Annotated in this window: 16 protein-coding genes and 1 riboswitch; of the genes, 10 read left to right on the top strand and 6 right to left on the bottom strand. The window is 44.1% G+C overall.

Annotated features, from left to right (window positions below):
- The first annotated feature begins 10 nt into the window (after positions 1–10).
- On the top strand, positions 11–1,006 hold the full coding sequence (locus tag W293_RS0111400; protein WP_025652571.1) for an NADP-dependent oxidoreductase: 996 nt from the start codon (positions 11–13) through the stop codon (positions 1,004–1,006).
- On the opposite strand, the gene W293_RS0111395 is transcribed toward W293_RS0111400, so the two are convergent.
- The 3 genes from W293_RS0111395 to W293_RS0111385 form a co-directional block, all read right to left on the bottom strand.
- Positions 1,003–1,620, bottom strand: a complete 618-nt coding sequence (locus W293_RS0111395) for an alpha-ketoglutarate-dependent dioxygenase AlkB family protein (protein ID WP_025652570.1) — start codon at positions 1,618–1,620, stop codon at positions 1,003–1,005. The two genes, W293_RS0111400 and W293_RS0111395, sit on opposite strands and share 4 nt — an antisense overlap.
- Before the next feature lie 11 nt (positions 1,621–1,631).
- Positions 1,632–2,522 (bottom strand): alpha/beta fold hydrolase, encoded by an 891-nt coding sequence (locus tag W293_RS0111390; RefSeq protein ID WP_025652569.1) that lies wholly within the window; start codon positions 2,520–2,522, stop codon positions 1,632–1,634.
- 90 nt (positions 2,523–2,612) lie between these two features.
- Positions 2,613–4,526 carry an ABC transporter ATP-binding protein gene (locus tag W293_RS0111385; RefSeq protein WP_025652568.1) on the bottom strand — a complete coding sequence of 638 codons (1,914 nt, stop codon included), beginning with the start codon at positions 4,524–4,526 and terminating at the stop codon, positions 2,613–2,615.
- Positions 4,527–4,867: 341 nt separating this feature from the next.
- On the opposite strand from W293_RS0111385, the gene W293_RS0111380 reads away from it, so the two are divergent.
- From W293_RS0111380 to W293_RS0111365, 4 genes are all read left to right on the top strand, one after another.
- The gene (locus tag W293_RS0111380) at positions 4,868–5,716 is read left to right on the top strand and encodes a DMT family transporter (RefSeq protein WP_025652567.1); all 849 of its coding nucleotides are present in this window, start codon (positions 4,868–4,870) and stop codon (positions 5,714–5,716) included.
- A 181-nt stretch (positions 5,717–5,897) separates the two neighbouring features.
- Positions 5,898–6,788, top strand: a complete 891-nt coding sequence (locus tag W293_RS0111375; RefSeq protein WP_025652566.1) for a fructose bisphosphate aldolase — start codon at positions 5,898–5,900, stop codon at positions 6,786–6,788.
- A gap of 125 nt (positions 6,789–6,913) precedes the next feature.
- A complete protein-coding gene (locus W293_RS0111370; RefSeq protein WP_156915648.1) occupies positions 6,914–7,981 on the top strand; it encodes a hypothetical protein in 1,068 nt (355 codons plus the stop codon).
- Positions 7,982–7,987: 6 nt separating this feature from the next.
- A complete protein-coding gene (locus W293_RS0111365) occupies positions 7,988–9,124 on the top strand; it encodes a hypothetical protein (protein WP_156915647.1) in 1,137 nt (378 codons plus the stop codon).
- 64 nt (positions 9,125–9,188) lie between these two features.
- Here W293_RS0111365 and thiC read toward each other — a convergent pair whose 3' ends face one another.
- Complete coding sequence (gene thiC, locus W293_RS0111360; protein ID WP_025652563.1) at positions 9,189–11,177, bottom strand: phosphomethylpyrimidine synthase ThiC; 1,989 nt, start codon at positions 11,175–11,177, stop codon at positions 9,189–9,191.
- A gap of 248 nt (positions 11,178–11,425) precedes the next feature.
- A riboswitch (TPP riboswitch) is annotated at positions 11,426–11,550 on the bottom strand.
- 314 nt (positions 11,551–11,864) lie between these two features.
- Here thiC and pstS point away from each other — a divergent pair.
- The 5 genes from pstS to phoU all read left to right on the top strand — a co-directional run bounded on the left by pstS (position 11,865) and on the right by phoU (position 17,198).
- Positions 11,865–13,031 (top strand): phosphate ABC transporter substrate-binding protein PstS, encoded by a 1,167-nt coding sequence (pstS, locus tag W293_RS0111355; RefSeq protein ID WP_025652562.1) that lies wholly within the window; start codon positions 11,865–11,867, stop codon positions 13,029–13,031.
- Positions 13,032–13,240: 209 nt separating this feature from the next.
- The gene (gene pstC / locus W293_RS0111350) at positions 13,241–14,194 is read left to right on the top strand and encodes a phosphate ABC transporter permease subunit PstC (RefSeq protein WP_025652561.1); all 954 of its coding nucleotides are present in this window, start codon (positions 13,241–13,243) and stop codon (positions 14,192–14,194) included.
- A gap of 61 nt (positions 14,195–14,255) precedes the next feature.
- Complete coding sequence (pstA, locus tag W293_RS0111345; protein WP_025652560.1) at positions 14,256–15,161, top strand: phosphate ABC transporter permease PstA; 906 nt, start codon at positions 14,256–14,258, stop codon at positions 15,159–15,161.
- A gap of 56 nt (positions 15,162–15,217) precedes the next feature.
- The gene (gene pstB / locus W293_RS0111340; protein ID WP_407074171.1) at positions 15,218–16,150 is read left to right on the top strand and encodes a phosphate ABC transporter ATP-binding protein PstB; all 933 of its coding nucleotides are present in this window, start codon (positions 15,218–15,220) and stop codon (positions 16,148–16,150) included.
- A gap of 259 nt (positions 16,151–16,409) precedes the next feature.
- The gene (gene phoU / locus W293_RS0111335) at positions 16,410–17,198 is read left to right on the top strand and encodes a phosphate signaling complex protein PhoU (RefSeq protein ID WP_025652558.1); all 789 of its coding nucleotides are present in this window, start codon (positions 16,410–16,412) and stop codon (positions 17,196–17,198) included.
- A gap of 104 nt (positions 17,199–17,302) precedes the next feature.
- Here the strand turns inward: phoU and W293_RS0111330 are convergent, their stop codons facing one another.
- Both W293_RS0111330 and argH read right to left on the bottom strand, forming a co-directional pair.
- The gene (locus tag W293_RS0111330; RefSeq protein WP_025652557.1) at positions 17,303–17,593 is read right to left on the bottom strand and encodes an oxidative damage protection protein; all 291 of its coding nucleotides are present in this window, start codon (positions 17,591–17,593) and stop codon (positions 17,303–17,305) included.
- A gap of 189 nt (positions 17,594–17,782) precedes the next feature.
- Positions 17,783–19,156 (bottom strand): argininosuccinate lyase, encoded by a 1,374-nt coding sequence (gene argH / locus W293_RS0111325; protein WP_025652556.1) that lies wholly within the window; start codon positions 19,154–19,156, stop codon positions 17,783–17,785.
- Between the last annotated feature and the right edge of the window lie 32 nt (positions 19,157–19,188).

Below are 19,188 nucleotides of genomic sequence, written 5' to 3'. Positions count from 1 at the left end.
ATGATAAACCATGTCTAATACTCAAATACCAACCACTCAACATGCGGTACTCATTCGTGAGTTTGGTGAACCTGACGTTATGAACTATGAGGACGGTGTCGCCATTCCAGCTTTGGCGGATGAGCAAGTCTTGGTAAAAGTTGCCTACGCCGGCATCAATCCTGTTGACTATAAAACCCGTCAAGGTAAAGGTTGGGGCGCTGATAATATTCAAAAAGATAAGTTTGATCATGATCAGCCAGCGATTTTAGGTTTTGATGTAGCCGGCACTATCGTCAAAAGCAATAACGAGCAGTTTGCCGTTGGTGATAAAGTTGCCGCTCTGACTTTTGATGGGGGTTGCTATGCAGAGTACGTAGCAGTCGATGGCAAGTTGCTAGCCAAAGTGCCAGAGGGCGTCACATTAGAACAGGCAGGTGCACTCCCTTGTGTCGGTCAAACGGCGCTACAATTTGTTGAGTTCGCTGATATCAAAAAAGGCGAGCATGTGGTCATGAATGCGCCCGCTGGTGGGGTTGGTCAGCTGGTCATTCAGTTATTAATGGACAAGGTCGACGAGGACAATATTAACGTCACCGTCATCTGCTCAGCAGAAAAGTATACCAAGCTTGATACTTTGATAGATAAAAGCAAGCTGACCGGCTGGATTGACTATACCAAAGAAGAGGCATTTCCTGATTTGCAAGCCGATGTATTGCTAGACTTGGTCGGCGGGGATGCTGGGGTACGCGCACTCGATGTACTCAAATCTGGTGCACGCGTCAATGTGTTACCAACGATTTGGGTTGATAAGCTCGTCGATGCTGGCAGTCAAAAAAGCCTAAACGTGGCAGGTTATAAAGCCCAGCGTAGTGGGCAGGATATGGCGAGAGTGTTAGAACAATTGGCGACTGGCAAGCTTAAATTACATATTCAGCAGACCTATTCGCTCTCTGAGGTCGTTGCCGCGCATACTGAGCTACAAAAAGGCGATACCTTTGGCAAGATAGTTTTAAAAGTAGACTAATCTGGCAGCATCTGTCGAAACGTGAGACTAATGCGTCCAGTGTTGACAGTTTTAGTCTTGGTGATAGTGTGTTTCCAGTAGGTCTGAGTATCGCCATGCATGACGATAAGCTGACCAGACTCAAGGTAAAGCTCGACTTTATCTTGAGTTTTTTTATGTTTAAAAACAAATTTGCGCGTGGCACCGAGCGATAAGGCAGCGATAATAGGTTGATAGCCCAATTCTTTTTCGTCATCAGCATGATAGCCCATACCGTCACTACCTGAGGGGTAATAATTCAATAGGCAAGAATTAAAATTAGCGGTAATCCCAATATTTGCTAGCTGTTGCTCAACATGTTGTTTCACGTGAAACACGGTTTCTGACCATGGAATGCTTTGACGGGCATGTCCTGAGTAATGATAGCTGCTGCTATCTCCACCCATCCAAACGATTTGGCGCGTGGTGACGTGGGTCTTACCAAACAACGTGACAATGTCAGCCTGCCAAGGCAGTTCACTCAATAATATGTCATAAAGCTCATGGCTATTATCAATGACGATACCCAAGTCATTCGCCCGACCATCATAGGGTAGTATATTGTCAGTGGGACTAGGGGTAAATAAATCAGTCATAAGCTCAAAACTTAACGATTAAAATTCTGTAAGATAACAGTGGCGCATTGTTCCGGTGCTTCTATAGGTAATAAATGTCCGTTCTCAGGCATGATGTTAAGCTGGTCAGTGGGTACAAATTTTCGCCAATTATCGCGGACTTTATCATTGATAAAGATAGTGGGCTTACCGATGATGAGTTGGTAAGGCACTTTGGTTTTCGCCAGCTTCTTTAATGCACCGTCGATATAAGGGATGCCAAAATAATTCGCTATCTCTTGCTCGGGAGTGAAGATAAATGCATAACGGCCATCGTTTTGCTGTACTAAGCTTTGCTCGGCAAAGAGGTATAAGTGCTCATCAGAGATGCGTCGATAAGCGCTTTTTTCTCGTAGGCTGTCATAAAATTCATCAATATTTGCCCAAAATTTTTGCTTAGTTAACGCGCTTTTAAAAGGTTGACGCTTAAGCTTAACGCGGCGAGGTATCAGCTTATAGAGCAGCGCCTGTGATTTGGTAAAAGTGACGGGCTCTATCAAGTACAACGCAGAGAATAGATCAGGACGTTTGGCCGCTGCCATAGCCGTCGCAGTAGCGCCCTGCGAATGACCTATGCCCACAACAGGACTATCTTGCGTTTGCTCTAAAAATTTAATAAGCAGATCAGCATCTTGCTCACGGGTTAGTACCCGAGCTTTTGGCTTGTCATACCAATAGCCACGCATCGCTAGCGCGCTGATATCAAAACCAGCAGCCAGCTCGGTCAATAAGGGCTGATAATTACCGACCGTAAAACCATTACCGCCATAGAAATGCGCTTTGGCTCGTTTATCATTATCATGGGTCGATTCAGCCAATGAGTGTAAATCGTAGTAACGGGCGCGTTTTTTATTTAGCGTGATACTTTTAGCAAATTGTTCCATAACACTCGTACTTCCCTGTATGACCATTTTTCAATTTTAAGTTTAGTTTTCAAGCTACAGTTTATTGTGAGATTTAAGGTGGTACCAATTTTAGCTCTCTTCTCCTAAGAAACCACCGCTTTGACGCTGCCAAAGCCCCGCATAGACGCCATCCAATGCCAGTAGCTCTTCGTGACTGCCTTGCTCAATGATTTGACCTTTATCCATGACTACCAGTCTGTCAAGCGCGGCAATCGTAGAGAGACGATGAGCAATGGCAATCACCGTTTTGCCCGTCATGATATCGTTCAAGCTTTCGGTAATGGCAAACTCAATCTCAGAGTCTAGCGCACTGGTCGCCTCATCCAAGAGTAGGATCGGCGCATTTTTTAGCATAACACGTGAGATGGCAATACGCTGGCGCTGACCGCCAGAGAGTTTGACGCCCCGTTCACCAACTTGCGTATCCAAACCCGTATTGCCTTTATCGTCATACAAATCTTTGATAAATTCCCATGCTTGTGCTTGCTTAGTGGCACGGATGATTTCTGCATCGCTGGCATCAGGGCGACCATAAGCGATGTTTTCACGAACGGTGCGATGGAGCAATGAGGTATCTTGCGTCACCATACCGATCTGTTGACGCAGAGACTCTTGAGTGACTTCATCAATCGCTTGTCCATCGATGTAGATTTTACCTTTATCAACGTCAAAGAAGCGCAATAATAAATTCACTAAGGTTGATTTACCCGCACCTGAGCGACCAACCAAACCAATCTTTTCACCCGGTTTGATGTCTAGATAGAAATTATCGAGCAGTTTGATTTGTGAAGGAGCAAGCGCCGTTCCGGCAGTATTCACTTCATCAATGCGCTCGCCTTCGTTATCACCATTTTCACTTTCATAACTAAAGTCAACATGGTCAAAGACAATGTGACCATCAGTCACTTTTAGCTCAGGTGCATTTGAAACATCCACAATCGTTTGCGGTGCTGACAAAGTACGCATACCGTCTTGGGCAGTACCAATGCTTTCAAACAGGCTAGCAGTTTGCCACATAATCCACTGCGTCAACCCATTGAGTCGTAATGCCATCGCCGTTGCTGCGGCAATAGCACCGACGCCAATATCGCCTTGCTGCCATAAATAAAGACCAATCCCAGCCGTACTACTTACTAAAATGACACTGATCAGATGGGTGGATATCTCTAAATAACTGACCCAGCGCATCTGCGCATGAACCGTACCTAAAAACTGACCCATGGCGTTTTTGGCATAGCCCAGCTCACGGCGCGAATGGCTGAACAGCTTTACCGTCATGATATTGGCGTAAGCATCAGTGATACGGCCAACCATCAATGCGCGGGCATCAGCCTGTATGATAGAGGTCCGTTTAAGCTTGGGAATAAAGAAACGTAAGGTAAAGCCAACCAGTACGAACCAGATAACAAAAGGTATGAGCAATAAGCTGTCTAAATTGAATAAGATAACCCCAGTCGTAATAAAGTAGACAATGACATACATAAACATGTCAGTGACTGTCATCACCGTATCGCGTACGGCCAGCGCCGTTTGCATTACCTTGGCTGACACACGACCAGAGAATTCATCTTGATAAAACTGCATTGACTGCCCAAGCATGTGCTGATGAAAACGCCAGCGCATCTGCATCGGGAACACACCTTGAATCGACTGAAAATGAATGAACGACGATAAGGCAATCCAAAACGGGCTCAGGAGCATGACCGCTAGCATCAAAAGGAGCGTATCGCCTTTTTCAGTCCATAGTGTTTGCGGTGTATACACCCCTAACCAGTCAACAATGTTGCCAATCCATGCAAACAGCATCGCCTCATAGATACCGATACCTGCGGACAAAATCATAAAGAATAGCAGCCAGATACGTAAGCCTTTGGTACATGCCCACAAAAACTTCATCAGCCCTTCGCGAGGTGAGGGCAATGGCATAGGCGTATCAGGAAAGGCCGGTAGACGGTTTTCAAAAAATCGAAATAGAGCATTCATAGGCAAGGGAAGAGCGTCAATAGCAATACGCTAAGACAGATACCGGTAGGCATTATCTTAAACGTGTATTTGAGTGAATGGGAAATGCTGCTATTTTAACAAAACTTCGTAATCACGCCTGCATGCTAATTGTAAATTGACAATCAGTGGCTGTACTCGTTTATTACTGATTGGCTCAACTCTCATAAATACATTGCTGTATAAAAAATATTTTGTTACATTCTAGTGCTTATTTTCTATTTGGCTGTCATTCATCTCATTTTTATCTCCATTTTAAAAATGAGGACACGCCTTGGATAAATAATAAACACATAAAACTGCGACTTAAAAGGTAGACGTTCATGCTGTATTTAACCATCGCGGTACTATGCAGTGTCGCCGTTTCAGTACTCTTGAAAACATTACGTCAACGAGATATCGATATTCGCCAGACTATCGTCGCTGGTTATCCAGTGGCTTTTTTATTGACATGGTTTTTATTGAAGCCAGACATCAGCGGACTTAGTCTGTTAGGAAGCGCGTGGGGGATTATCATAGCGCTTGGCGTGCTACTGCCTGCGGTGTTTATCATTCTTGGGCGCGCGATTGCTGCGGTTGGTATGGTGGCAACCGATGCCGCTCAGCGTTTATCATTGATTATTCCTATCGTTGCTGCCTTTTTATTATTCGGTGAGGTACTGACAGGTACGCGTATATTTGGTTTGGTATTAGGCTTTTTGGCACTAGGTGCTTTGGTGTATCGTCCTCAAGCGGGCGGCATAACTAAACAAGCTCGCCAAACGCCGCTTTGGTTACTTGGCGTCTGGGCAGGCTACGGCATTATCGATATTCTATTCAAGCAAGTGGCCAAGCAAGGGTCTGCCTTTCCACTGACGTTATTTGTCAGTTTTGGGCTGGCAGGGCTGTTACTGTTTATTTATTTGCTGATCACGCGGGTGCGCTGGCAGGGCAATGCACTCATGGCAGGAGTACTGCTGGGTGCGCTGAATATGGGTAATATTTACGCTTATGTACGGGCACATCAAGTATTGTCTGAGTCACCAAGCATTGTGTTTACTGGTATGAATGTGGGTGTCATCGCAGTGGCAACTATGATAGGTGTTGGCGTATTTAAAGAGCGGCTCAATCGCATTAATATAATAGGGCTATTATTGGCGGTTGGTTGTGTGGCAGTACTGTTTTTAGCATAACCGTTTAGCCTAAATTCATCCATATCGTTGCGATTTATAAAATTGTTAACTTATCAGATATAGGCATGCCGGGCATCCTATGATAAGGTTATCTAAAAATAGTAAGACTGATATAAGCTGACAAAAAGCGCTTTGCTTTGAGACATTTGACCTCAACGAATAAAAATAGGATGCACGCCCAATGGAATACGAAAAGCAATTACAACGCATAAAAAATGGTTCAGGCTTCATCGCGGCGCTTGACCAAAGTGGAGGCAGTACGCCAAAAGCACTCGAAAATTATGGCGTGAGCAGCGACGATTATGACAATGATGACACCATGTTCGATCTCGTACATGAGATGCGAGCCCGTATCATCACTTGTGAAACCTTTGATAGCGAGCGCGTGCTTGGGGCAATTCTATTCGAAGATACCATGGAGCGTGAGGTTGAGGGTAAGTCGACGGCCAACTATCTGTGGGAAGACAAAAACATCGTACCGTTCCTTAAGGTTGATAAAGGTCTGGCTGAGCAAATGAATGGTGTGCAAGTCATGCGCCCGATACCTGATTTAGATGCACTATTGGACAAGGCCAAAAACTATCCGGTATTTGGTACTAAGATGCGCTCAGTGATTTATGAGCCCAATGTCGATGGTATCGAGCTGGTCGTACAGCAGCAGTTTGATGTGGCCAAGCAGATTCTTTCAAAAGGCTTCATGCCTATTGTCGAGCCAGAAGTGAATATTGACAGCGCTAAAAAACATGACTGTGAGCTGATACTTAAAACCAGTCTTTTGCACAATCTTGATTTTTTAGACGATGGTCATCAAGTAATGCTGAAACTGACCTTGCCAGAGAAAGAAGGCTTTTACCAAGAGCTGGTTGATCACCCAAAAGTGCTAAAAGTTGTGGCATTGTCGGGCGGTTACAGCCGTAGTGCTGCGTGTGCTAAGCTTAAGCAAAACCCAGGTATGATTGCCAGTTTCTCCCGTGCCTTTACTGAAGGGTTGAGTAAGCAGCAAAGTGATGAAGCATTTTCTGAAACGATTAATAACTCAATCGAAGAAATCTATGAGGCGTCGAAGGTTTAAAGCCTTCAACCTTTATAATTGATTTTGAATCCCAGCTGACTTTAGGTTTGCTGGGATTTTTTTAATGGCATTCACAGTAGATATTTATTAAACTTGTGTTTGTTTTCATGGTTTTTGGAGAGGTTGTGTTTCGCTTTATTACTTTAGGATTGTTTTTATTAAGTTGGAGTGTTTCTAGTCAATCTATGGAGCCTGTAGGCTATTCAGGTACTTGGGCAAGCGCTGCTTATTTTAATAATGCCATCGATGTTATATCAGAGACAGTTAATATCGATATTACAGATGATGCTAATAATGCTGGTTATACAGTGAGCTATAAGCTGTATAACAATCGTGAAGGGCTTCAATTCCCATTGGTTTTTGAAGTATTCGATGAATTTGGACAAAGTAATGAGTTCGAAATTACTGTCGATGGTCAATCAGTGCCTGTCGTAACGGTTACTGAAGATAATAACGGGCTTGAGACATCTGATTTCTATATGCCAACCAATACTGGTTTAGAGCAATTCAGAGCAGATTCAAAGTATATCAACCTGGATTTGTCGTCAGGGTTGCATACTATTACAGCTACTTATGACGTCCAGCCGCATTATTATGGCAGTGATTGGACTGGGATAAGCACTTACTCTTATTCGTTAGTGCCGATGAATGAGAGCGTCAGTGATGATAAGCAGTTTAAAGGGTCATTTATTAAGCTAAATTTCAATGGTGGTTTAGACTATATCAGTATGGATATCGATGGCACGAAGAATACTTTACCTTCTAATAACCAATGGCATTTCAACGATAATCTTGCGAAAGAGATTGATTTTATTATTCAAGCACCTCTGAATCCTGTGGCAAAAGTTTTGACGGCTGTTTCGCCATTCATAACTATAAGTTTCGCGCTATTTGTATTGGGTGGACTGCATTTACGTATGATGAAACGTAGACAGCAAGCCCAGCCCGAAACCCTTTGGACAGTCATGCTGGTGGGTGGTTTTCTAGTGCCTCTGCTTAGCCTGATAATTTATTACCTCTATCTACTGGTGACAGATATGATCATTGGTCAAGGCGCAACAGGAGAAAGTCGCGATTTGTTCTTTATATGGGTTTTGCCGTTAGGCTATATAGTAATAACACCTATTTATTTGATAATTAGTTTTGTGGTTTTTATGATGGTTAAACAGACGGTTACTAAAACAGTAAAGTAATTATAGTTGAAGGCTGTAAATAGCTTTGTGATTCGCGAACAGCTAGCTGACGAGCCATTTGAGAGAATATTAATGCGTAGGACCATTTTAGGATTGCTTTTATTAAGCCACAGTATGTTTAGCTATGCCAATATGGCGTCTCCCATTATCGACGGTACTAATGCCAGTACGGCATATTCAAGCAAAGATATCGATATATTGTCTGAAAACATAGATATCAATATTGCTGAAGGTTTTAATCAAGCTGACTATGATGTCACTTACGAAATTTATAGCGCTAAAAAAGGCGATCGAATACCTTTGGTTTTTGAGGTGTTCGATAGCATAGGTAATGATGCAGACAAAAGCTTTATAGTCGAAGTCGATGGGCAAGCGGTACCAGTACTTATCAATTATGATTATAAAAGTCATTCAAAATCATTGCCCGCTTATCATGATCCAGAAACGGATACGGCCGTACAGTTCCATAATGACGCTAAATACTTTGAGATAAACTTAAGCGAAGGCAATCATGTCATTAATGTTAAATATTCTGCCTATCCTACAGTAAACCGTAGTGATTGGACCAATCAATATATCTATAGCTATTCATTAAAACCTGCCAAAACTTGGAAAAGCTTTGGTGACCTGACCGTTACTCTAAAGATTGCTGATGAATCGAAATACTTGAAGACTAATCTTGGCGAACCTTTAAGTGGGATGATAAAAGCAGATTCGAAGTGGGTCTTTGATCATCTGCCTCAAGATGTTCTTGAGATATCTTATCAACCACAACCAATGCCTCTAGCACAGTGGTTAATTAATTTAGACTCATTAATACTTCTGTTGTTTTTAATATGTTTGTTAGGGGGTGCTCACTATGGACTTATGTATTGGAGCCGGAAGAAAAGTCTTAAAATAGCATGGATGGTCACATGGTTAGGGATTCTGATAGTTCCATTTATCGTATTGATGATAGTTTTCTATAAGATTTATCTTATAGATTGGTTACTGGGCGAGCATGCCAGCAGGTATCATGGTTATACTATTTTTATTATTATCTTTGGCTATCCACTGATTTTGCTTGTTTATTTAATCATTATGAAGTTATGCGATTCTTATTTGAAACGGGTTTTTTTACAACCCTCACAAGTAAGTACCTAAAAAGCTTGAACCCAGTGGATGGATTCAAGCTTTTTAAGTTAGCCAGTTTTCAGTAAGTAAAGCACTACACCTCTTTAATAACATGACCTACATTGATTGAATCATCCGATTTCGGAGTTGATTTTTTATTAGCGGCATCTTTATCCAGTCCTGCTGCATAATCCCGCACGTTTTGAGTGATTTTCATCGAGCAAAATTTAGGTCCACACATCGAGCAAAAGTGCGCCGTCTTATGCGCGTCTTTAGGCAAGGTTTCATCATGGAACTCACGGGCGGTATCTGGGTCGAGCGCCAGATTGAACTGGTCGTCCCAGCGGAATTCAAATCGTGCTTTAGATAACGCATTATCACGTGCCTGCGCACCGGGATGACCTTTAGCCAAATCAGCCGCGTGGGCTGCGATTTTATAGGTGATGATACCGTCTTTAACATCTTTTTTATTAGGCAGACCTAAATGCTCTTTTGGCGTCACATAGCACAGCATTGCGGTGCCAAACCAGCCGATCATAGCAGCACCAATGGCGCTCGTGATATGGTCATAACCGGGTGCGATATCAGTAGTTAGAGGTCCTAGTGTATAAAATGGCGCGTCGGCACAAACCTCAAGCTGCAAATCCATATTTTCTTTAATACGGTTCATTGCTACGTGACCGGGACCTTCAATCATGACCTGTACGTCATGCTTCCAAGCCACTTGGGTCAACTCGCCAAGGGTACGCAGCTCACCAAATTGCGCCTCGTCATTGGCATCTTGCAAACAGCCTGGACGTAAGCCATCGCCTAGACTAAACGCCACATCGTACTGCTTCATGATTTCACATATATCTTCAAAATGAGTATATAAAAAGCTCTCTTTATTATGAAACATGCACCACTGCGCCATGATAGATCCGCCACGCGAGACGATGCCCGTTAAGCGTCCAGCAGTTAGCGGCACATACCGCAGCAGTACACCGGCGTGAATTGTAAAGTAATCGACACCTTGTTCGGCTTGCTCAATCAAGGTATCACGAAAGATTTCCCACGTTAAATCTTCTGCCACGCCATCGACTTTTTCGAGTGCTTGATAAATAGGGACGGTACCAATCGGCACGGGCGAGTTACGAATCAGCCATTCGCGGGTTTCGTGAATATGATTGCCCGTAGATAAATCCATTATGTTGTCTGCACCCCAGCGCGTCGCCCACGTCATTTTTGACACTTCTTCGTCGATAGATGAGCCGAGCGCTGAGTTACCGATATTGGCATTAATTTTCACCAAGAAGTTACGGCCGATAATCATTGGCTCGGACTCAGGGTGATTGATGTTGTTGGGGATAATGGCGCGGCCAGCGGCTACTTCGCTGCGCACAAATTCAGGGGTAATAATAGTTGGCGTGTTGGCACCAAAGTTCTCGCCATCATGTTGGCGCATATCGGTCAGTTCGTGCTGCTTTTGCGTTTCACGAATGGCGATGTATTCCATTTCAGGCGTAATAATGCCGCGACGGGCATAGTACATTTGCGTGACGTTCTTTCCTGCTAATGCACGGCGTGGTTTGTCGATATGGGCGAATCTAAGATTGGCGGTACTGATATTGCGGGCGCGCGCCAGTCCGTAAGAGCTCGACAATCCGTCCAATTGTTCGGTATCACCGCGCTCAGCAATCCAGCCTTCGCGTAGCTTTGGTAAGCCTTTCGTTAAATCGATCTCGACATTAGGATCGGTGTAAACGCCAGAAGTGTCATAAACATAAAAAGGTGGGTTTTGTTCCCAATCGGTTTCAGGCACGCCTTGTATCGGAGTAGGGTCAAGGGTGATTTCGCGCATCGGTACTTGAATGTCAGGACGTGAGCCCTCGATATAGACTTTTCTAGAAGCGGGAAGGACACGGTGTAGGTCGCGCGCGTCTTCTTCAAAGCGGTCATCATTGGCGGTACGGTGAGCAGGGGTTTTGAGGGCATCGGCTTTTTTATCCGCTTTACTGTCAGTTGTTTGACTAGCATTGGCAGTAAGAGGGGCGTCAGTAGCTGGGATGTGGGTTTGGGCTGTTTGTAAATCTGAAGTAGTCATATGCTGTCCTAGCGTGTTGGTTTTTGAATAAAAGCAACACCGCCAGTAGCTGCGGGGATTGGCCTATATGATACGGACAAATTCAATCGTAAAACAAACCTGCTAGCGCTATCAAACCTAAACGTAGTCAGTGATCTTTAGCTGATTGATGGACGCGACTGATTATTAAAGCGCTATATCCGCATAACAATGCTAGTAGATAGTGGCGATAATAAAAAGGCATTTCTGCGCGCCCTTTGTACTTATATAACATAGGCTTAAGACTTCCCTGCGTCGGTACTAACCGCATCAGGTTCGGCGGGTGATCTCTCAGCGAATGTATCAAAAGGCTTATGAAATAAGCTCGTAATACACCGCACCCCGAGTCTGTCAGTGTTGTAAATCAGCCTTCATATTAACAAAATTCTCTACCAACGGCTAATAGTATTTGGATACAAATATTCTGTGTCAAACACAAGGTTTCATATTTTCGTGAATAATTTTTTGAGTGTTGATAGATGAGGGTGCTTAGTACTATTAGGCTGTAGGCAAATCGCTGTTGGACTGTAGACAAATTATTCAAATATTATGTAAAGCGAATGAAGGATTCTAGAAGTTGTCATTAAACTGTCATAAAGATTTGGCAAGATAACACGCATATCACAAGCAATGCTTTTTTATACCGTTGTTAAACTTCAGGAGTCCTACATGCGTTATTCGTTATTAGCAGTGGCCGTCAGTTGTACATTAATGCTTACGGCGTGTAATAAGTCAACAGATACGGCGGAGCCAACTGCTGATACTAGCAGTAGCGCTGTGACAACAGCTGAAACAACCTCTCAGACAGCATCTTCTGCTACGTCAGATTTTAAATCTGCTGAAAATATCGCTATGAATATTACAGGTGCAGGAGCGTCGTTCCCGCAGCCTATCTATGCGAAATGGTCATATGATTACAATGCTGCGACCGGTGGCCAAGTCAACTATCAGTCGATTGGCTCATCTGGTGGTATCAAACAAATTCAGTCAAAAACAGTAGACTTTGGTGCTTCTGATGCCCCAATGACGCCTGAAGAGTTAGACGAAGCAGGTCTGATTCAGTTCCCAACAGTCATCGGTGGTGTTGTACCAATCGTCAACATTGATGGCGTTGAGCCTGGTGCACTGAAGCTAGACGGTACGACTTTAGCTGATATCTATTTGGGTAAGATTAGCAACTGGAATGACCCTGCGATTAAGGCGATGAACCCAGATTTGACCTTGCCAGATGCCCCAATCACAACAGTATTCCGCTCAGATGGTTCAGGTACGACGTTTAACTTTACCGATTATCTCGCCAAGGTATCACCAGATTGGAAAGACAGCGTTGGTGTTGATAAAACGGTCAAGTGGCCAACCTCTGCGACTGGTGCAGGCGGTAAAGGTAACGAAGGCGTTTCAAGCTACGTAAACCGCATGAAAAACTCTATCGGTTATGTTGAGTATGCTTACGCTAAGCAAAATAAAATGTCACATACTGCACTGAAAAACGCAGCTGGTAACATCGTACAGCCATCTGCTGAGACGTTTGCTGCAGCAGGTGATATCGACTGGTCACAACAAGAAGGCTTTTATAAAGTCATCACCAACTCTGAAACTGACCAAGCATGGCCTATCGCTGCTGCGACCTTTATCTTGGTACATAAGCAACCAGAAAATCCTCAGCAAGTCGCTGGCGTATTGAACTTCTTTGACTGGGCTTATACTCAAGGTGATGACAGCGCCATGGAACTAGACTACGTACCATTCTCTGACACGGCAGTAGCCTTGTTCAAAGAGAAGTGGAACGAAGTGAAAGGTAGTGATGGACAGCCTGTCTACAAGCCAGCTCAGTAATTTGTTTCTGCTAAATACTATTTAGCAACCGACAAGTTATCCTCTCGAATAACTATTCTCCGGTAGTTGTTTGAGAGGTTTTAACACAGCAAATTTGATGAATACATCTTGATAGATATGTTTACTCATACCGTTTAAGTTTGTTGTGTTAAAACCTGAGATACATCTTTTTAATATTTCGATTCATCCCATTCAATGCTGAGACACTTATGACAGACTTAAGGTCCCAACTGGCTAAACAAAAACGTTACGACGCTTTATTTGTTAACTCTACCAAAGCGTTTGCCATACTCGTCCTTCTATCTCTAGGGGGCATTTTGGTGTCTCTAATTGTTGGAGCATGGCCGAGTATTCAAGAGTTTGGTTTGGGGTTTTATACCAGTAATAATTGGGACACGGTTACCAATGAGTACGGGGCATTAGCGCCTATTTACGGTACCTTAGTCACGTCATTTATCGCCATTGTTATCGCGGTTCCAGTCAGTTTCGGTATTGCGATATTTTTAACCGAAATGTGCCCTAAGTTCCTAAAAAAACCACTTGGCATCGCCATTGAGTTGTTGGCTGGTATCCCATCTATCATTTATGGTATGTGGGGATTGTTCGTATTTGCGCCATTCTTTGGTGATCACATTCAGCCATGGTTCATTGAGCACGTCGGGCCTTTGCCTATTGTCGGTAAGCTGTTTGCAGGTGCGCCTATGGGACTGGGTATGTTTACCGCCTCCCTAGTACTTGCCATTATGATCATACCGTTCATCGCTGCCACCATGCGCGATGTCTTTTCTGTCGTACCAGATTTACTGAAAGAGTCAGCATATGGCATGGGCGCGACGACTTGGGAAGTCATGTTCAAGATTATCTTGCCTTATACCAAAGCTGGTGTCGTTGGTGGTGTGATTTTGGGTCTTGGTCGTGCATTGGGTGAGACGATGGCAGTTACTTTCTTGATTGGTAATGCGTTTAATATCAGTCCAAGCCTATTCACGTCTGGTGTGACGATTACATCGGCCTTGGCCAATGAGTTTGCTGAAGCGTCTAGTGAGCTACATCTTGCGTCTTTACTACATCTAGGCTTAATCTTATTTGTCATCACCTTCATTGTGCTGTCTTTAGCAAAACTGATGCTCATGCGCATGGATCACAAAGCAGGTAATCGATAGGTCTGTTACCGATTTATTGAACCTTGATAGATATTGATAAAAGATATGGGAAATAAATATTATGCCTGCTAACAATGCGATCAATGCACCACTGCCTACTAAGCCAAACGGCGCTACCCGCTACAATCAAAGCCTGTATAACAAGCGTCGTTTGACCAACAAGTTAGGTCTAGGCTTTGCTATGTCAGCGATGATTTTTGGCCTCTTTTGGTTATCATGGATTTTGGTGACTTTGTTTGTTGAAGGCTTCCAAGGCATGGTGCAGTTGCCAATCTTTACCGCTGATACGCCGCCACCGATGAGTGCGGGTGGCTTACGCAATGCTATCGTTGGTTCGGTCATGTTGGCGTTTTCAGGCTTGTTTATCGGTGCACCTATTGGTCTTATGACAGGTATTTACTTATCTGAGTTTTCTAAAGGCAGTATGCTGGGCAAGGTCACTCGCTTTTTAAATGATATTCTATTGTCAGCGCCATCGATTGTCATCGGTCTATTTATCTATGCGCTGATGGTAAAAGGTCAAAGTTTCTCTGGTTGGGCGGGCGCGTTGGCATTGGCGCTGATTGTTATTCCAGTGGTCGTGCGTACGACAGAAAACATGCTGAACTTGGTACCGAATAGTCTACGCGAAGCAGCTTATGCGCTAGGGACTCCTAAATGGAAACTGGTCACTCAGGTAACTGTAAAAGCTGCGCGAGCGGGACTGACCACAGGTGTGCTACTGGCCTTTGCTCGAATCACTGGTGAGACAGCGCCGTTACTATTTACCGCACTTAACAATCAATACTTCAGTACAGATATGGGTCAGCCTATTGCTAACTTACCCAATACCATTTACCAGTTTGCGATGAGTCCTTATGACAACTGGCATACATTGGCTTGGTCGGCGGCCTTACTGATTACCTTGTCGGTATTGATATTGAATGTTTTGGCACGGTTTATTGGCAATCGGGGTCACAGTAAATAACAGCTACCAAAAAATCAGGCCTCGTCGGTTTTTACTTAAATTTATATCAAGTCAGGTTGGATACTATTATGAATGATGTCATCAATAAAGCGCCTAAAAAAACGGCGGTTAAAAAGTCTCATATCACTGAAGACAATCTATTAACCAACCCTTTATCGACCAGTGCACAAATGGCTCAGCCAAATGTGGCAAGCTTTAATAAGCAAACCCTGCATGATATTCCGCAGAATATGCCGCCAGCAAAGCTAGAAGTTCGAGATTTAAGTTTTTATTATGGGGATTTTAAAGCCCTTAAAAACATCGACATCGATATTCCGGATAAAAAGGTGACGGCGTTTATTGGGCCTTCAGGGTGTGGTAAATCAACGCTGCTGCGTACTTTTAACCGTATGTATGATTTGTATCCGGGCATGCACGCAGAAGGCAGTATCAACCTTGATGGCAAAAATATCTTAGGTAAAGACGTCGATGTTAACCTGCTACGCGCGCAGGTCGGTATGGTCTTTCAAAAGCCAACGCCATTCCCAATGTCGATATACGATAACGTCGCCTTTGGTGTGCGACTTTATGAAAAGTTAAGCAAAGCTGAGCTGGATAATCGCGTGGAATGGGCGCTAAAAAAATCGGCATTGTGGCCAGAAGTAAAAGACAAGCTAAAAGCGTCAGGCTTGTCTTTATCAGGCGGACAGCAGCAACGACTGTGTATCGCCCGTAGTGTTGCTACCAAGCCTGAAGTGCTGTTGCTTGATGAGCCAACCTCTGCATTGGATCCTATCTCAACGGGTGCAATCGAAGACCTGATTGAAGATTTAAAAAACGACTACACCATCGCTATCGTCACGCATAACATGCAGCAAGCGGCAAGGGTATCGGACTATACGGTCTATATGTATTTGGGCGATATGATTGAGATGGGCGAGACGGATCAGATATTTACCAAACCGGCGCAAAAAGCCACAGAAGATTATATTACCGGTCGTTATGGCTAAGCGCATTGATGATTAAGGTGGGCGACGCTTAGAGTCAGCAATATTGTCGCGTTTTTAGGATATTTTAACTATAGATAAGCTGCACTAATAATAAGACGCTGATAACAAGCAAACAGGATGAGTACTTATTGTGAGCAATCATTCGAAGTTTTTAGCATTGACCGAAGTATATCGGCAGCTCGGGTTTGAGCACTCAAATCATGTGCGATTTAATAGGCATACGGTGTCATCAAAACCTAGATTTCAGGGAATACGTTCTATGCAAAATGACAAGCATATCTCCAAAAGTTTTGACCAAGATCTTGATGAAGCGATTCGACTGTTTCTGCATATGGGTGACAGCGCGGCCAATCAGGTCGCCAAGGCCATCCATGCGTTGACCGATAAAAACCAGACGCTGGCACAAGAAGTGATTGATATGGATTTTGACATCAATCGCATGGAAGTCGATTTGGACGAACATATTTTATTGCTGGTTGCCAAGCGTCAGCCCGCTGCTAGTGATTTGCGTTTGGTCATGGCTATTAGCAAGGGTGTGGTCGATTTGGAGCGTATCGGTGATGAAGCAGTAAAAATTGCCCAGATGGCAATCAAAATTATCGCGCAAGGTAAGACTGAATATGGCTATGCGGAAGTGCAGCATCTGAGCAACCAAGTTCGGTTAATGGTACACAATGCGCTAGAAGCTTTTAGTCAGTCGAATGCTGAGCAAGCCTTTGAAGTCATGCGTAACGACAAAGTGGTCAATGATGAGTATCAGTCGGCCATTCGCGCCTTGATGACCTACATTATGGAAGACTCGCGCTACGTCTCAAAAGTCATGAATATCATGTGGGTACTGCGCGCGCTTGAGCGTATCGGTGATCATGCGCAAAACGTGGCAGAGCTGGTTATCAATTATATTAGCGGGCAGGATGTGCGGCATTCAGATTATGCTGAGGTCGAAAAAGCGGTGCAAGAAGCCAATGATCGCATGGCGGCTCGTCAAGCTAGTGCCACGCAAGTTGCTGATACTGATGCTGAGTCAGTAGACAAGCATAAGGATTAAACAGCTATTCAGCTTATCAGGCATTTAGTCTATCAATAAAATCTCAATAAAAAACGCGCCATATTATTTATATAGCACGTTTTTTATAGCAGAAAATCAAAAAATTAGCTTTCTGGCGTCCAACCTTGCGCGCGCTCATAATCTTCATTGTCTAAAAATTTATCACGTTGCTCGGTCAAAAACTGCTTGGCTTTAGGATCCATCATGCTTAGGTGGTTTTCGTTAATGAGCATGGTTTGATGCTCAAGCCACTCTTTCCAAGCTTTGTCAGAGACCGTTTCTTGCAGCTCTTGACCTTTTTTATTAGGAAAAGGGGGATGTGGCATCTTTGGTAATTCTTGCTGATATTTGCGGCAAAATACCGTATTGGCTTGGGGATTAAAACTCTCAGCCATAATGGACTCCTTATTAATTATCAAATGATTGAATCAAATATTGGTATCCCCCTATGATAACGGTCTTGGTAGATTTAACCAAGCCTATCAGGTGTATAGAAGGTAACCATTCATTTTTTTAACGCTAATAAAAAACCCGCCTAGAGAGCGGGTGTTTTTACTAGTAGGCTTATATTTTTATCAAATGTTTTATGCAAACACTTTTAAACGCGCGCGACCATTAACGACGGCTTGCTTGACCTGATTGGGTGCGGTACCACCTAAATGATCGCGAGCGGCCAATGAGCCTTCTAGCGTTAGATACTCAAAGACATCGTCACCGATGGCATCGCTAAATTGCTGTAGCTGTGCCAAAGATAAATCGCTCAAATCGACCCCTTCTTTGATCCCTAAAGCGACGGCATGACCAACCACTTCGTGAGCATCACGGAAAGCGACACCGTTACGCACCAAATAATCAGCCAAATCAGTCGCTGTCGCATAGCCTTTCATCGTAGCAGCGCGCATGTTTTCTTTATTTGGCGTGATATTTGGTAGCATATCAGCGAACGCTAATAGCGAACCCGTTAAGGTATCGACGCAATCAAAGAGTGGCTCTTTGTCTTCTTGGTTGTCTTTATTATAGGCAAGCGGCTGGCTTTTCATTAGACTTAATAGCGTCATTAACTGCCCGAAGACACGGGCGGCTTTACCGCGAACCAACTCAGGTACATCAGGGTTTTTCTTTTGCGGCATGATAGAGGAGCCGGTACAAAAGCGATCTGGAATTTGCACAAAGTTAAATTGCGCGGACATCCAAAGAATAATCTCTTCGCTCATGCGTGACATGTGCATCATTAGAATAGAAGCTGCTGAGGTAAACTCAATGGCAAAATCTCGGTCCGAAACCGCATCGAGTGAGTTTTGACAAATACCTTCAAAACCTAGCAGTTTGGCCGTAATCGTACGGTCAATGGGGAAGGTCGTACCCGCAAGGGCGGCGCTACCGAGCGGCATTTGATTGATACGGCGACGCGCGTCAACGAGGCGTTCGGTATCGCGGTATAACATCTCAAACCAAGCCATTACGTGATGACCAAAGCTGACGGGCTGCGCGGTTTGCAAATGGGTAAAGCCTGGCATGATAGTATCAGTATGCTGCTCAGCCAAATCTAGCAAGCCGCTTTGTAAACGTATCAATAGAGCGATGATATTGTCGGTCTCTTCACGTAGCCACAGGCGGATATCGGTGGCGACTTGATCGTTACGGCTACGACCTGTATGTAGCTTTTTGCCTACCGCACCGACGATATCTGTCAGGCGTGATTCAACGTTCATATGCACGTCTTCAAGCGCAATCGACCAGTTAAACTCACCGGCTTCAATCTCACGTAGTACTTGTTGTAGACCGTCAATAATAGTCGCAACGTCCTCGGCGCTCAAGATATCGCACTCTTTAAGCATGGTGGCATGCGCAATCGAGCCTTGAATATCATGACGGGCAAAACGTTGGTCAAAACCAACCGAAGCGGTGAAGGCGGCAACGAAGCTATCAGTCGCTTCACTAAAGCGTCCGCCCCACATCTGTTGGCCTTGGCTGTTTTGTGGCGCTGCGT

The organism is Psychrobacter sp. TB67 (assembly GCF_000511065.1).
Lineage (GTDB): Bacteria > Pseudomonadota > Gammaproteobacteria > Pseudomonadales > Moraxellaceae > Psychrobacter > Psychrobacter okhotskensis.
Note: the sequence above shows the minus strand (reverse complement) of the source record. Positions and strands in the feature narration are given on the sequence as shown.

Coding starts and splice junctions, on each gene's coding strand:
- W293_RS0111400 (WP_025652571.1), top strand. CDS start 11: ATGTCTAATACTCAAATACCAACCACTCAACATGCGGTACTCATTCGT.
- W293_RS0111395 (WP_025652570.1), bottom strand. CDS start 1,620: ATGACTGATTTATTTACCCCTAGTCCCACTGACAATATACTACCCTAT.
- W293_RS0111390 (WP_025652569.1), bottom strand. CDS start 2,522: ATGGAACAATTTGCTAAAAGTATCACGCTAAATAAAAAACGCGCCCGT.
- W293_RS0111385 (WP_025652568.1), bottom strand. CDS start 4,526: ATGAATGCTCTATTTCGATTTTTTGAAAACCGTCTACCGGCCTTTCCT.
- W293_RS0111380 (WP_025652567.1), top strand. CDS start 4,868: ATGCTGTATTTAACCATCGCGGTACTATGCAGTGTCGCCGTTTCAGTA.
- W293_RS0111375 (WP_025652566.1), top strand. CDS start 5,898: ATGGAATACGAAAAGCAATTACAACGCATAAAAAATGGTTCAGGCTTC.
- thiC (WP_025652563.1), bottom strand. CDS start 11,177: ATGACTACTTCAGATTTACAAACAGCCCAAACCCACATCCCAGCTACT.
- pstS (WP_025652562.1), top strand. CDS start 11,865: ATGCGTTATTCGTTATTAGCAGTGGCCGTCAGTTGTACATTAATGCTT.
- pstC (WP_025652561.1), top strand. CDS start 13,241: ATGACAGACTTAAGGTCCCAACTGGCTAAACAAAAACGTTACGACGCT.
- pstA (WP_025652560.1), top strand. CDS start 14,256: ATGCCTGCTAACAATGCGATCAATGCACCACTGCCTACTAAGCCAAAC.
- phoU (WP_025652558.1), top strand. CDS start 16,410: ATGCAAAATGACAAGCATATCTCCAAAAGTTTTGACCAAGATCTTGAT.
- W293_RS0111330 (WP_025652557.1), bottom strand. CDS start 17,593: ATGGCTGAGAGTTTTAATCCCCAAGCCAATACGGTATTTTGCCGCAAA.
- argH (WP_025652556.1), bottom strand. CDS start 19,156: ATGTGGGGCGGACGCTTTAGTGAAGCGACTGATAGCTTCGTTGCCGCC.